11 protein-coding genes are annotated in these 13,181 nt (G+C 73.5%); 7 read left to right on the top strand and 4 right to left on the bottom strand.

Annotated features, from left to right (window positions below; genetic code table 11):
• The first annotated feature begins 131 nt into the window (after nucleotides 1–131).
• Both NX794_RS12910 and rsgA read left to right on the top strand, forming a co-directional pair.
• Nucleotides 132–1,535 (top strand): cytochrome P450, encoded by a 1,404-nt coding sequence (locus NX794_RS12910; protein ID WP_258778622.1) that lies wholly within the window; start codon nucleotides 132–134, stop codon nucleotides 1,533–1,535.
• Between the two features lie 272 nt (nucleotides 1,536–1,807).
• On the top strand, nucleotides 1,808–2,902 hold the full coding sequence (gene rsgA / locus NX794_RS12905) for a ribosome small subunit-dependent GTPase A (protein ID WP_258778621.1): 1,095 nt from the start codon (nucleotides 1,808–1,810) through the stop codon (nucleotides 2,900–2,902).
• Nucleotides 2,903–2,953: 51 nt separating this feature from the next.
• Here rsgA and NX794_RS12900 read toward each other — a convergent pair whose 3' ends face one another.
• Complete coding sequence (locus tag NX794_RS12900) at nucleotides 2,954–3,325, bottom strand: PPOX class F420-dependent oxidoreductase (RefSeq protein WP_258778620.1); 372 nt, start codon at nucleotides 3,323–3,325, stop codon at nucleotides 2,954–2,956.
• Nucleotides 3,326–3,510: 185 nt separating this feature from the next.
• Between NX794_RS12900 and NX794_RS12895 the strand changes: the two genes are divergently transcribed.
• Nucleotides 3,511–4,731 (top strand): GDSL-type esterase/lipase family protein, encoded by a 1,221-nt coding sequence (locus NX794_RS12895; protein WP_258778844.1) that lies wholly within the window; start codon nucleotides 3,511–3,513, stop codon nucleotides 4,729–4,731.
• 7 nt (nucleotides 4,732–4,738) lie between these two features.
• Here NX794_RS12895 and NX794_RS12890 read toward each other — a convergent pair whose 3' ends face one another.
• Together NX794_RS12890 and NX794_RS12885 are read right to left on the bottom strand one after the other, a co-directional pair.
• Nucleotides 4,739–5,221 (bottom strand): DUF456 domain-containing protein, encoded by a 483-nt coding sequence (locus NX794_RS12890; RefSeq protein ID WP_258778619.1) that lies wholly within the window; start codon nucleotides 5,219–5,221, stop codon nucleotides 4,739–4,741.
• Between the two features lie 57 nt (nucleotides 5,222–5,278).
• Nucleotides 5,279–6,256: a helix-turn-helix domain-containing protein gene (locus tag NX794_RS12885; protein ID WP_258778618.1), complete on the bottom strand. Its 978-nt coding sequence runs from the start codon at nucleotides 6,254–6,256 to the stop codon at nucleotides 5,279–5,281.
• A 929-nt stretch (nucleotides 6,257–7,185) separates the two neighbouring features.
• Here NX794_RS12885 and NX794_RS12880 point away from each other — a divergent pair.
• Both NX794_RS12880 and NX794_RS12875 read left to right on the top strand, forming a co-directional pair.
• Nucleotides 7,186–8,583: a protein phosphatase 2C domain-containing protein gene (locus NX794_RS12880; protein WP_428985900.1), complete on the top strand. Its 1,398-nt coding sequence runs from the start codon at nucleotides 7,186–7,188 to the stop codon at nucleotides 8,581–8,583.
• Between the two features lie 78 nt (nucleotides 8,584–8,661).
• Complete coding sequence (locus NX794_RS12875) at nucleotides 8,662–10,404, top strand: pyruvate dehydrogenase (RefSeq protein ID WP_258778616.1); 1,743 nt, start codon at nucleotides 8,662–8,664, stop codon at nucleotides 10,402–10,404.
• Between the two features lie 12 nt (nucleotides 10,405–10,416).
• Here NX794_RS12875 and NX794_RS12870 read toward each other — a convergent pair whose 3' ends face one another.
• Nucleotides 10,417–11,658: a helix-turn-helix domain-containing protein gene (locus tag NX794_RS12870; protein WP_258778615.1), complete on the bottom strand. Its 1,242-nt coding sequence runs from the start codon at nucleotides 11,656–11,658 to the stop codon at nucleotides 10,417–10,419.
• A 211-nt stretch (nucleotides 11,659–11,869) separates the two neighbouring features.
• On the opposite strand from NX794_RS12870, the gene NX794_RS12865 reads away from it, so the two are divergent.
• Together NX794_RS12865 and NX794_RS12860 are read left to right on the top strand one after the other, a co-directional pair.
• On the top strand, nucleotides 11,870–12,358 hold the full coding sequence (locus NX794_RS12865; protein WP_258778614.1) for a hypothetical protein: 489 nt from the start codon (nucleotides 11,870–11,872) through the stop codon (nucleotides 12,356–12,358).
• A 300-nt stretch (nucleotides 12,359–12,658) separates the two neighbouring features.
• Complete coding sequence (locus tag NX794_RS12860; RefSeq protein WP_258778613.1) at nucleotides 12,659–13,150, top strand: ATP-binding protein; 492 nt, start codon at nucleotides 12,659–12,661, stop codon at nucleotides 13,148–13,150.
• The last annotated feature ends 31 nt before the right edge of the window (nucleotides 13,151–13,181 follow it).

Genomic DNA, 13,181 nt, shown 5'->3' with positions numbered 1-13,181 from the left:
GCGTTCCGCCCCAGGGAACAACTCGCAGGTAGCAACTGTGCTGTACAGACAGCCGGACAGAGAGGAACGCGATGGGTACCGAGGGCTCTGTGGGTCATGCGAACCAGGGTCAGAGCGCACGGGTGTTGACCGTGTCCGACCTTCCCGAGCCCCCAGGACTCCCGCTACTGGGTCATGTGCCGGCGCTGGTCCGCGGTCCGGCCATGCACCGGGTGCTGTACGCGTGGCGGGAGAGTTACGGACCGACCTTCCGCATACGTCTGGGCCGTACCACCGCGGTGGTCATATCGTCGCCGGACATCATCGCCACGATGCTGCGCGAGCGGCCGGAGACCTTCCGCCGCGCCCGGGCCATGTCCGAGCTGATCAAAGAGATCGGCGGGCACGGACTGTTCGACGCCGAGGGCGACGAATGGCGGCGGCTCAGACCGCTCGCGATACGGGGGCTGAAGACGGCGTATCTGCGGAATGCCTTCGACACGATCACCCGGTCGGCCGCTCGGCTGCGGGACCAGTGGATGGCGGCTGCGACAGGCGAACGCATCCCGGTCCTGGACGACCTCATGCGCTACACCCTGGAGGTGGCGGTCGGCCTGACCATGGGCCATGACCTTGACGCCATCGGTCGTCGCGACGAGCCCGGGCCGCACCAGCAGCTCTCGCTCGTGCTCGACACCCTGACCCGGCGCATGAACAGTCCGCTTCCCTACTGGCGATGGGTGCGTCTGCCGGCCGACCGGCGAACCGAGGCCGCGGTCACCCAGCTCAGTGAGCTGATCAAAGAGCGCTACGCCGACGCGGAACAACGGGTGAGGACCGGCAAGCAGCCGGACAACTACGTGGAATCACTGGCTGAGGCCTGCCTGCGGAACGGCGATCGCATCAGCGAACAGGACGTGACCGGAAGCGTCCTCAACATGATCGTCGCCGGTGAGGACACCACCGCCGCGACCGCGGCGTGGGCGATGCACTATCTCGCGACACACCCTCAAGTACAGGAGCGCGTACGGGCCGAGGCCGCAGAGGTTCTGGGACGTGACCACTACCCTGCTGACACGACCGCTCTGTCCCGTTTGACGTACGCCGAAGCGGTGGTGAACGAGGTCATCCGTCTGCGGCCGGCATCTCCGTTCTTGATGATGGAGACCACGACGGACACCACGGTCACCGATGGCAGGACGGAGCTGCGAATCGACCGCGGCACCGTTCTCGTCCCGCTGCTGACCTACGGATCGGACAGCGACCCGGAAAGATTCCCCGACCCCGGCGTGTTCGACCCGGACCGATGGTTGTCCGCTGCGGCCCGGCAGCCCTCGCACGCACAGGGCTTTCTTCCCTTCGGCAGTGGTCCACGCTTTTGCCCGGGCCGAAATCTGGCGCTCATGGAAAGCACCCTGATCGTCTCCATGGCATGCCACAACTTCGTGATCGACCCCGACACTTCTGCCGGTCCGGTCGGCGAACGGGTGACCTTCGCGGTGCTCCCCACTCGTCTCGGTGTCCGGCTGAGCCCCATACCGGCCCCGGCGCGGTGATCCGTCGTCGGGGCGGTCCCGGTGGGGGACTTGCCGGTGCCGTAATTCGATGGCGCTCGCCCGAGTGCCTCTCTAGGCTGACCACTGCTTCATACGGCGACCGCAGGTCGCCATTGTCTGCTCTGTGAGGAATGGGAGGTGTGACCGATGGCTGTCACTGTGCCGGGCGCTGCCCGCATCCAGGAACTCCTCAAGTCCACCTCCGTGGCCACCGGCTGATCCGACCGCGCGACCGACGCGCCCGCCCGGGGCCACCCTGTGAAGGGTCTCCCTTGACTTCCTCCTCTGCTGTGCACTCCACGCTGACCCGCTACGGCTGGGACGCCGCCTGGGCCGACGCGTTCACCCCCTACGCGGCCGAAGGGCTGCTCCCCGGGCGGGTCGTCCGGGTCGACCGCGGCCAGTGCGACGTCGTCACCGCCGGCGGTGTGCTGCGCGCCGACACCGCCTTCGTCACCCCGCACGACCCGCTGCGGGTCGTCTGCACCGGCGACTGGGTCGCCCTCGAAGCCGGCGGAAACCCCCGCTATGTGCGCGCGTACCTGCCGCGCCGCACGTCCTTCGTGCGTTCCACCTCCTCCAAGCGGTCCGAGGGGCAGATCCTCGCCGCCAACGTCGACCACGCCGTGGTCGCCGTGTCCCTCGCCGTCGAACTCGACCTCGGCCGGGTCGAACGCTTCCTCGCCCTCGCCTGGGAGTCCGGCGCCCAGCCGGTCGTCGTCCTCACCAAGGCCGACCTCGTGCCGGACCCGGTGACCCTCGCCCACCTCGTCCAGGACGTGGAGACCAGCGCGCCCGGCGTCCCGGTGCTCACGGTCAGCGCCCTGCACGGTGACGGGCTCGACACCCTCGTCGCGCTCGTCGGCTCCGGGACCAGCGTGCTGCTCGGGCAGTCCGGCGCGGGCAAGTCCACGCTGGCCAACGCGCTCGTCGGCACGGACGTCATGGACGTGCGGGCCGCCCGGGACGTCGACGGCAAGGGACGGCACACCACGACCACCCGCAACCTGCTCGCCCTGCCCACCGGGGGTGTGCTCATCGACACCCCCGGGCTACGGGGCGTCGGCCTCTTCGACGCCGAGGCCGGGGTCGGCCAGGTGTTCGCCGAGATCGAGGAACTCGCCGAGCGCTGCCGCTTCCACGACTGCGGCCACGACAGCGAGCCGGGCTGCGCGGTGCGCTCTGCCGTCGAGGACGGCGAACTGCCGGTGCGCCGGCTGGAGAGCTACCGCAAGCTGGTCCGCGAGAACCAGTGGATCACGGCCAAGACCGACGCCCGGCTCCGCTCGGAGCTCAAACGGGACTGGAAGCGCAGGAACGCCGAGGGGAGGGCGGCGCTGCGGGCGAAGCGGGGGCACGAGCGCTGACGGCACCTTGATCGCGCGGTCCCCTGGGGGCACAGGGGACCGCACGCGCGTTCAGGCTTCCTCAAGTCCCCAGCTGTGCACCCGGCGTGGATGGACGCGGATCACCTCCTCGCTCAGCCGGTCTCCCAAGTCGTGCGGGCCGACGAGGAGTTCCGCCTCGCCGCGGATGTCGACGCCCCGCACCCGCCAGGGCCGGACGCTCGCGATGTCGTCCACCACCAGCGCGACCTTCGGGTTCTCCCGGAGGTTGCGCCACTTCTTCGTGGTGCCCATGGCGTAGCCGCCGATCAGGATCGTGCCCTCCTCCTGGAGGACGAAGCCGACGGGGTTCGCCTGCGGCTGCCCCTGCGGATCTACGGTGGCCATCCTGCCGAGCCGCTGCGTGACCAGGTACGCGCGCTCGGCCTCACTGAATCCGGTCATGACGGCAGCCAAGCACGCCCGGCCGCCCCGCACATCGGCTGCCGGTCCCACGACAGTGTCTCAGGACCGCCGGACCGACCCCTGGTTGCGCCGAGCGGGTGGACCCTTGTCGATTTTGCCGGGCCCCGGTCCCGCCGTGTGACACGGTCGCCTGCGACGGGCCACGGGGAAGGGCGGGCGTGCACATGGTCAAGATCGGACGGGCCCTGGTGGTCCTGCTGCTGGCGCTGCCGGCCGGCACGGCGGCACCGGCCGTCGCCGGACCGGCCCAGGCCGTCGCCGGACCGGCGCACCGGCCCTGGACCGGCAGCTGGGAGACCTCGCCCTCGGGCACCACACGCGCCCTGCCCGGCGCCGCCGTCCGCAACGTCGTCCACCTCAGCGTCGGCGGCAGCGCCGTGCGGATCCGGCTCGGCAACCGGCTCGGCACCGCGCCCCTGAACGTCGGCGCGCTCACCGTCGCGCTGCGCCGCGCCGCCGGCCCCGACGCCGTGCCCGGCACCGTGCGCACCGCCACCTTCCGGGGCGCCCGGACCGTCACCGTGCCGCCCGGCGAGGACACCGTCTCCGACCCGGTGCCGCTGCCCGTGCCGGCCGCCGCCGACCTGCTCGTCACCGTCTACACCCCCGGCGACAGCGGCCCCGCCTCCTACCACCGCACCGCCCTGCAGACCAGCTACCTCGCACCGGCCGGCGCCGGCCGGGCCGCCGACGAGCGCGGCACCGCGTACCCGAAGCGGATCAGCAGCTGGTACTACGTCACCGGCGTCGACGTGCGCGGAGACGCCCGGGGCAGCGTCGTCGCGTTCGGCGACTCCCTCACCGACGGCACCGGCTCCACCCCCGACACCAACCACCGCTGGCCCGACCGGCTGGCCGAGCGGCTGCGCGCCCACCGGTTCGGCGTCCTCAACGCCGGGATCGCCGGCAACCGCCTGCTGCTGGAGGGCACCGGCCCGAGCGGGCTGACCCGACTGGACGTGGACGCCCTGGACCGGGACGGGGTGCGCGCCCTGGTCGTCTTCGAGGGCATCAACGACATCAAGGCGACACCGGCGGGCGGTGAGGTCGCCGCCTACCTCGACGGCTACCGGGGCCTGGTCGCCCGCGCCCACGCCCGCGGCATCCGGGTCGTCGGCCTCACGCTCACCCCCTACGGGGGCTACCGCGCCCACACGGACGCCGGGGAGGTCGTACGGCAGCGGGTCAACGACCTCATTCGCACCGCAGGCGTCTTCGACGCGGTCGCCGACGCGGACGCCGCCGTGCGCGACCCGGCCGACGCCGCCCGCATCCGGCCGGACTACGACCCCGGCGACCACCTGCACTTCAACGACGCCGGCATGGCCGTCATCGCCGACACCGTCCGCCGGGCACTGGCCCGGCACCTGGGCATCGGCGGCTGAGCGGCGCTCAGGCGGCCAGCACCGCCCCCAGCCACGCGCCCGCGACCAGCAGACACGCGAGCAGTTCCGCCAGCACACTCGACCCGCCCGAGCGCATCGCCGTACGCAGGGCGGTCATCGCCTCGCCGCGCGTACCGAGCCGAAGCCGCTCGTGCAGGTAGATCCCCGCCAGGAAACCGGGCACCGCGCCCACCACCGGCAGCAGCACGAACCCGAGAACGGCGCCGACGCCCGCGTACACCGCCATCCTCGGCGTGGCGCCGCTGCGCCGCAGCCGGCGCGGCGGCAGCGCCCGGCGCACCACCAGCGACAGCAGCAGGACCGCGGTGGCACCCACCAGAACGCCCCACGCCACCGGCCGCGGGTCCTGCACCGCCCACCACAGCACCGCGGCCCACACCAGCCACGACCCCGGCACCCCCGGCACCAGCACCCCGCACAGGCCGAGCGCGAGCACCGTGCCGGCCGGCAGCAGCTGCCACACTCCCATCTGCCCAGGGTGCCGGACCCTCGGCGAAGCCGCAGGTCAGCGAGGACGGCGGGGCAGCTACCTGGCCACCCAGCCGCGCTCGAAAGCGTGCCAGCCCAGTTGCAGCCGGGTCGTCACCCCCGCCAGCTCCATCAGCCGACGCACCCGGCGCTGCACGGTCCGCAGCCCCAGGTCCAGCTGCTTGGCCACGCTCACGTCGGTCAGCCCGGCCAGCAGCAGCGACAGCACCTCCAGGTCGGTGGCGTCCGGGCCGTCCGGCCGCTCCTCGGCCACCCCCGAGGCGCCGAGCCGCAGCGGCAGCGCGTCCCGCCACACCGACTCGAACAGCCCGGCCAGCAGCTCCAGCAGCCCGCTGGCGTGCACCACCAGCGCGGCCGGCTCCGCCGTGCGCGAGGTCAGCGGCACCATCGCCAGCGAGCGGTCGGCCACCACCAGCTTCGTCGGCACCCGGTCCACCACCCGGACCTCTTCCTCCCGGCCGAGCGCCGCCGTCAGCTCGGTCATCCCGTGCGGGAGATCCAGTACGGCACGCTCCACCACCACCCGGTAGCGGACCCCGCGCCCGGCGGCCTGTTCCTCGGCGTCGTTCTCCATGCCGGAGACGACCACCGGGTTGCCGGTGACCAGCGCGCACACCTCCTCGGCCGCGCCCAGCTGGAGTTGCAGGAAGCGCTGGGCGACCGCCGGGGCGCCGGTCACCACCTCCACCAGGTCGTGCACCGCCGGCTCGGCCGCCGCCGCCCGGTACTCCTCCGCGAGCAGCACCGCCGCCAGCTCCGCCTTCTCCAGCTCGTGCCGCTGCCGGGTGAGCAGCGCGCCGAGCGCCACTCCGGGCGGGGCCGCCACCCAGCGGCCCGGCCGCGCCGAGGACTGGGCCGCGAGCCCTCGCCGTTCCAGGCGGCGCAGCGCGCGTTCGGTGTCCTGCTCGGCCAGCGTCAGGCGCCGGGCCAGATCGGCCACTTCGGCAGCGCCGACGGACACCAGTGCCCGGTACGCCGCCTCGTGCGTCTCGTCCAGGCCTATCGCTGCCAGCATCGACGTACGTCCCTCTCCCGTGCCTCGGCCATCCGAAACGGCCACCGTGGCGGAAAACAGCCACGGCGTGAACCCGCCGCCGGACATCATCGCCGGATCCGTGGGGACTCTGCCAAGGTGGCAGCACCGGAAGACGCGCGGTCGTACCCACGGTCCCCATACGTGTCCCGGAAGCCAAGCCGCGATCCGGCCATTCGCCCGGCGCCGAGAGGTGCCCCGGCCGGCCGCCGCAGACGTCGCCGGGCGGTCCTCCCGTGGGGGGTGGGGCCGCCCGGCGGCCACTACCCGGGCGCCGTACGGCAGTTCGAAGTGGCCTCATTTTCCCGATGCCCCGTTTCCGCGTGGCCCGTGCGGTGACAATGCAGGGCATGAGCCAGCAGGGGGGAAGGCCCGCCCGTCCCGAGGACGACTGGTGGGGACAGCTGTACGACGACTCCACCCCGGACACGGGCCCCACACCCGCCCCGGACACCCTGGACGACCGCTTCGCCTCGGCACGGAACACGGTGACGGGGCGCCCGCACGGGTCGGCGGGGGGTGGCGGGGGCTCCGAGGGCCCGGGCGCCGCACCGCCACCGCCGGTTCCGGCACCCCGGGCGCCCTCCCTGAGGGAGGCGAAGCCCGGCCCGCCGGAACCCCCGCTCCCCGCTCTGCGCCCGGCACAACCTCCCCCTCCGCCCTGGCCGCCCGTGCCCACGGTGCCACCTCGTGCCGATGCTGCGGGGGCCGCGCGGGGGGCGGGTGGTGACGACGGCGTCGCCGACGCGGTGGGGGCCGGCGGACCCGGGGGAGACGACGGGGTTGACCCCTACGGGACAGGCGGGGTCGAGGACCTGGCCGACTCGGGCGGGAGCGCCGGCACCGAGCCGGGCGGGGTCGGCCCTTCCGGGGTGGCCGGGGCCGATGCGCTGGCCGACTTCCCCGGGGCCATGGCGGCGCCCGCCGACCCGCGCGGGGCAGCGGCTCCCGACGATCCGCCGGGGGCGGCGAGCCGCGCCGACCGGCCCGAGAACACCCCTCCCTCCCCCCCGCCCGAGAACACCCCTCCCTCCGCCCCGCCCGAGAACACCGCTCCTTCCGCCCGGCCCGGAGCCTGGGCCGCTGCCGGTCCGGCCGCGTCCTCACCTCCCGCCGCTGGGGCTGACAGCGCGGCGCCCGCCGACCCGCGTACGGCAGGGGTGTCCGGCCCCGGTCGACCGGTCGGTGGGGTTGCCTGGTCCGCTGCGGCCGGTACGTCGGGCGGCGGGTCCGGGCTGCCGTCGCGGCGGCGCGGGGCCGAAGCGGCGCGCGGCGAAGTGGCGTCTCCGGATCCCGGATCGCCGCGAGATGCCGCAGGCGGGGCTTCCGCGCCGGAGGGGGGCGTCGACTACGTCGGCTCCGGGCCGCCCACATACGACCCCGAGCCCACCGCGCTGCCGGCCGCCGACCCGGACGGGCTCGGGGACTTGGTGTCGGACACCGTGCTGGAGGGGGCCCGGTACGGGGCGTGCGCCGTGCGGGCGGTGTCGTTGCGGGGGGACTCGGGGCGGTACCGGGGGGAGCCGCGGCGGGACGCGTTGCTCGTCGCGCGGTTCGGCAGCGGGGACCACGCCCTGGTGCTGGTCGCGATGGCCACCGGCGCCCGCGCCGCGTCCGGTGCCCATCTCGCGGCGGCCGAGGCGTGCCGCTGGATCGGGCAGGCCGTGGGCCGCAGCCACCAGCGGCTCGGCGAGGACATCCGGGCGGGCCGGCGCGGCGAGCTGAAGTCCGGCCTGCACCGGCTGACCGACCGCAGCCTCGGCCGGCTCCGGGCCACGGCCGACGAACGGGGCGTCGACCCGGAGCAGTACGGCGCGAGCCTGCGCTGCCTGCTGCTGCCCGCCGACCCCGACTGCCGTACCCGGGTGTTCTTCGGGGTCGGTGAGGGCGGCCTGTTCCGGCTGCGGGACGGCGTCTGGCAGGACATCGAACCGCAGCCGGTGCCCGCGGAGCCCGGCGGCGCCCCCGTCGTCGGATTCGGCTCACCGCCCGCCGAGACCCCCGAGGGCGACCGGCTCACCCTCGACCTCGGCATCCCGGCCCCGCCGAGACCCTTCGAACCGGCGCCCGCGCCACCCCGCGAGCCGTTCCGCTTCCGCGCCTCGCTAGCCCGCCCGGGTGACGCGCTGGTGATGTGCACGCCGGGCCTGGCCGACCCGCTGCGCGGCGAGCCCGCCCTCTGCGCCTACCTGGCCCGCCGCTGGTCCGGCCGTACCCCGCCCGGCCTCGCGGCCTTCCTCGCCGACGCCCAGGTGCGGGTCAAGGGCTACGCCGACGACCGTACGGCGGCGGCCGTGTGGGAGGCGTAACCGCGGCCCCTGTGGATTGATGGAACGGGAGGGCCGTACCGGGCCCCTCCCGGGACACCGAAGGGGCAGACGCGCGCCATGGCCAGACAGAACGTAGCCGAGCAGTTCGTCGACATCCTCGTCCGCGCGGGCGTGCGCCGGCTGTACGGCGTCGTCGGCGACAGCCTCAACCCGGTCGTGGACGCCGTCCGCCGCACCCCCGCGATCGACTGGGTGCACGTGCGCCACGAGGAGACCGCCGCCTTCGCGGCCAGTGCCGAGGCGCAGCTCACCGGGAAGCTGGCGGCCTGCGCGGGCTCCTGCGGCCCGGGCAACCTGCACCTGATCAACGGCCTGTACGACGCCCATCGTTCCATGGCCCCGGTGCTCGCCCTGGCCTCCCAGATCCCGTCCAGCGAGATCGGGCTCGGCTTCTTCCAGGAGACCCACCCCGACCGCCTCTTCCAGGAGTGCAGCCACTACAGCGAGCTGATCTCCAGCCCGAAACAGATGCCCCGGCTGCTCCAGACCGCCATCCAGCACGCGGTGGGCCGAAGCGGCGTCAGCGTGGTCTCCCTGCCCGGCGACATCGCCGCCGAACCCGCCCCCAAGGAAGCCGCGCGGAGTGCCCTCGTCACCTCCCGGCCCACCGTCCGGCCCGGCGACGCCGAGATCGACCGGCTCGCGGCCATGATCGACGCGGCCGGCAAGGTCACCCTGTTCTGCGGCGCGGGCACCGCCGGCGCCCACGCCGAGGTCATGCGGTTCGCGGAGAAGATCAAGTCCCCGGTGGGGCACGCCCTGCGCGGCAAGGAATGGATTCAGTACGACAATCCCTTCGACGTCGGGATGAGCGGGCTGCTCGGCTACGGTGCCGCCTACGAGGCCACCCACGAGTGCGACCTGCTGATCCTGCTCGGCACCGACTTCCCGTACAACGCCTTCCTGCCCGACGACGTGCAGATCGCCCAGATCGACGTACGGCCCGAGGTGCTCGGCCGCCGCTCCCGGCTCGACCTCGCGGTGTGGGGCGACGTGCGCGAGACGCTGCGCTGTCTGATCCCGCGCGTGACGGAGAAGTCCAACCGGCGCTTCCTGGACCGGATGCTGAAGAAACACGCCGACGCGCTGGAGGGCGTGGTCAAGGCGTACACCCGCAAGGTCGACAAGCACGTCCCGATCCACCCCGAGTACGTGGCCGCCGTACTCGACGAAGTCGCCGACGACGACGCGGTGTTCACGGTCGACACCGGCATGTGCAACGTCTGGGCCGCGCGGTACGTCTCGCCCAACGGCCGCCGCAGGGTCATCGGTTCGTTCTCCCACGGCTCGATGGCGAACGCGCTGCCGATGGCGATCGGCGCCCAGTTCACCGACCGGCGCCGACAGGTGGTCGCCATGTCCGGCGACGGCGGGTTCGCCATGCTGATGGGCGACTTCCTGACCCTCGTGCAGTACGACCTGCCGGTCAAGGTCGTGCTGTTCAACAACTCCTCCCTCGGCATGGTCGAGTTGGAGATGCTGGTCGCCGGCCTGCCCTCGTACGGCACCACCAACACCAACCCCGACTTCGCCGCCGTCGCCCGGGCCTGCGGTGCCCACGGGGTGCGGGTGGAGAAGCCGAAGCAGCTCGCCGGCGCCCTCAAGGAGGCGTTCCGGCACAAGGGACCGGCCCTGGTGGACATCGTCACCGACCCCAACGCGCTGTCCATCCCGCCGAAGATCAGCGCGGAGATGGTCACCGGGTTCGCCCTGTCCGCCTCCAAGATCGTCCTGGACGGCGGAGTGGGCCGCATGCTCCAGATGGCCCGCTCCAACCTCCGCAACGTGCCCCGCCCTTAGGGGCCTTGTGGCTCAGCCGGTCAGGGGCACCCAGCGGCGCCGGCCGCCGTCGGAGCCGTACCAGTAGTGGGGGAGGCCCTTGATGGCGCTGGTGCGGAAGGGACCCCCGTGGTCGTCGATACGGACGGTCCCGGTGCGGCCCTGGCTGGACCAGTCCAGCTCCAGGTACCAGCGGCAGTCGCAGCCGTCGGTGGTGGCCCGCACCAGCAACTCCTCGGGGTCCTTCGCCGAGACGCGGTAGGGGAGGGAGACGGGGTGCTCCGCGGTGCCGGGGTCGGCGGGCGCCGGCCGGGCGATCGGGCGGTCCTTGTCGAGGTTCACGGCGAAGTAGCGGGGGCTCATGCCGCCGCCGCACCCCTGCGCCATCGAATAGGCGGTGCCCTGCGCGGGTGCCGTACGGCCGACGACCCGCACCCGCAGCGCCTCCAGCACCACGGCCGCGTCGGACCGGCCCTGCACCGTGATCCGCACGTCCGTCTCCCGCCCGTGCACCGCGCCCTGCGTCGCCGCCCAGACCCCGGCGTCCTGCGGAGCGGGCGGCGGGGGCACGCTGCCGGGCTCCTTGGCGATGACGTAGTCATGGTCGCAGCCCAGCCGCCACACCTGGGAGTCGACACTCACGGCGAGCGGCGGCCCGGACCGGGGTTCCGGTCTCGTGGTGCGCGGAGTGGCCGAGGGAGAACCCGACGGCTTTCCGGACGCCGAGGAGGAGGGGGAGGGCGGTGCCGTACGGCGGCCGGGGGAGCGGCTCTGCCGGCCGGACGGGCTCAGAGCGGTGCCGGACACGGCCGCCCTCGACGGTCCGCCGCCGGTCGGCGCGTCCCGCCCGTCGTGCAGCGCGGCCGAGACGCCGCCCCACGCCGCCACCAGTACGACCGCCGTCCCGACACCTACGACCCAGCGCCGCCGGGCCCATCCGAACCGAGCCCCTGCCACACCGGCGTCCGCCTCCGCCGCCGGTGGCCGGTCCCCCGTACCGTCGGCCGGACTCGCGCTCCGCTGACGCGCGGCCAGGGCCCGGAGCCAGTGGTGGTGCAGGGTCACGCGTTCGTCCGGGGTCGCTCCGCAGAACGCCGCCAGACGTTCCACGGGGGCGTAGTCCTGGGGCACCGCGTCGCCCGCGCAGTAGCGGTGCAGGGTCGAGGTGTTCATGCCGACCCGGCGGGCCAGGGAGCTGTAGCTGCGCTCCGTGCGGTCCTTCAACTGCCGCAAAAGTGCGGCGAACTCCCTGACGTCGTCGTGCTCCGCCGACATCGTGCCCCGTCTCCCGATAGCCGTCCCACCCGGGACACGCATCCCAGGCACTCCCTGTACCTGCACGTCAAACGGGGTGGGATGGTTCCAGGTCCGGCAGACGTTGCGGGCGTCTCCCGGGACTGCCGATGCTCATCGGGCAACACAGCGACAACAGGCAGCACAGCAACACCGACCGCACGTACCACTCACCGGAAACGGGGAACCACAGATGAACTGCACCGCCCGCACCCGCCGCCGCGCCGCCGGCACCGCCGTCCTCGCCCTCGCCCTCGGGCTCGGCGTCACCGCCCAGGCCGCCGCGGGCGGCCCCCGCACGGTCAGCGGCAAGCCGGCCGACCCGATCACCCGCGTCGCCGACTTCTACGGCGCCTACATCGACGCCCAGAGCGACCCGGACCACGGCGGCCGGCTCGCCGCCGAACTGCGCGCGCAGTACATCGACGCCGACTACCTCAAGCAGCTGAAGAAGTGGGAGGACGGCAACCACGCCGACGGCGTCCTGCGGGCGCAGAACGTCCCCGTCGCGTGGAAGGTCACCGACAACGGCACCGCCGACCACACCGAGGCCGGCATCACGCTGACGTGGGGCGGCGGCGAGACCACCAAGCTCGTCGTCGACATGACCCGCGGCAGCCACAAGATCCTCCACATCGGAACGAAGGGGATCGACGGAACGAAGGGGATCGAGGGCAAGTAAACCTCCCTCGGCAGGGGCGGATTTCGGCCAGTTTCACGACCCGTGACGATGTGCCGACCGCCCGTGCCGGGCGCCGCCGCGCCGCCCTCCCGGGGCGCATGTGGCGCCCAGCGATGGTCCGGGGCCCCGCGGCACGGGGGTCCGGGGGGTTCCGGGCCACAGCACGCCGAAGGACGACCGTGGCCGAACCGCCGGTCATGCGGCATATGCGATGACTGCCCGTGAGCCCGCTGGGCAAGCATGCCCCCGTGAACGTGTTCGACCAGGAGGGGCAGGGCGGGCGGCGTGCGGGCGGGGGTCATGAAGAGGCAGGCGCGAGGGGGCGGTCCCGCGGTCATCGGGGCGTCCCCGGCGGTCACGGGGGAAGCGACCGACACGGGGGAAGAGACCGACACCATCACGGAAGACGCGTACCGGCTGCGGCGCAGGCTGGGCCGGGCCGATCTCAAGGCGGTGCCGGAGGCCCGCCGGGAGTTACGCGAGTTACTGCGGCACTGGGGCAGGCCCGGCCGCTCGGAGATAGCCGAACTGCTCACCAGCGAACTGGTCACCAACGCGCTCGTGCACACCGACGACGACGCCGTGCTGACGGCGGTCCTCGAACCGGGTGGACTCCGGGTGGAGGTCCGGGACTTCGTGGCCCGCAGACCCGAGCTGCAGGCCCCGGACGCCCGTGAGGACACCCACGGCCGGGGCCTGGTGCTGGTGCAGTCCCTCGCGGACTCCTGGGGCGTACGGCCGCACGGCGTGGGCAAGTCGGTGTGGTTCCAGCTCGGGGCCGAGGCGGCCTGAGTCACGGCGACCGACGTACGGAAACGGGGCG

The sequence above is a fragment of the Streptomyces pyxinicus genome (genome assembly GCF_024753135.1).
In the GTDB taxonomy this organism is placed as follows: Bacteria; Actinomycetota; Actinomycetes; order Streptomycetales; family Streptomycetaceae; genus Streptomyces; species Streptomyces pyxinicus.
Note: the sequence above shows the minus strand (reverse complement) of the source record. Positions and strands in the feature narration are given on the sequence as shown.

Coding starts and splice junctions, on each gene's coding strand:
- NX794_RS12900 (WP_258778620.1), bottom strand. CDS start 3,325: ATGACCGGATTCAGTGAGGCCGAGCGCGCGTACCTGGTCACGCAGCGG.
- NX794_RS12895 (WP_258778844.1), top strand. CDS start 3,511: ATGGTCAAGATCGGACGGGCCCTGGTGGTCCTGCTGCTGGCGCTGCCG.
- NX794_RS12890 (WP_258778619.1), bottom strand. CDS start 5,221: ATGGGAGTGTGGCAGCTGCTGCCGGCCGGCACGGTGCTCGCGCTCGGC.
- NX794_RS12885 (WP_258778618.1), bottom strand. CDS start 6,256: ATGCTGGCAGCGATAGGCCTGGACGAGACGCACGAGGCGGCGTACCGG.
- NX794_RS12880 (WP_428985900.1), top strand. CDS start 7,186: ATGGCGGCGCCCGCCGACCCGCGCGGGGCAGCGGCTCCCGACGATCCG.
- NX794_RS12875 (WP_258778616.1), top strand. CDS start 8,662: ATGGCCAGACAGAACGTAGCCGAGCAGTTCGTCGACATCCTCGTCCGC.
- NX794_RS12870 (WP_258778615.1), bottom strand. CDS start 11,658: ATGTCGGCGGAGCACGACGACGTCAGGGAGTTCGCCGCACTTTTGCGG.
- NX794_RS12865 (WP_258778614.1), top strand. CDS start 11,870: ATGAACTGCACCGCCCGCACCCGCCGCCGCGCCGCCGGCACCGCCGTC.
- NX794_RS12860 (WP_258778613.1), top strand. CDS start 12,659: ATGAAGAGGCAGGCGCGAGGGGGCGGTCCCGCGGTCATCGGGGCGTCC.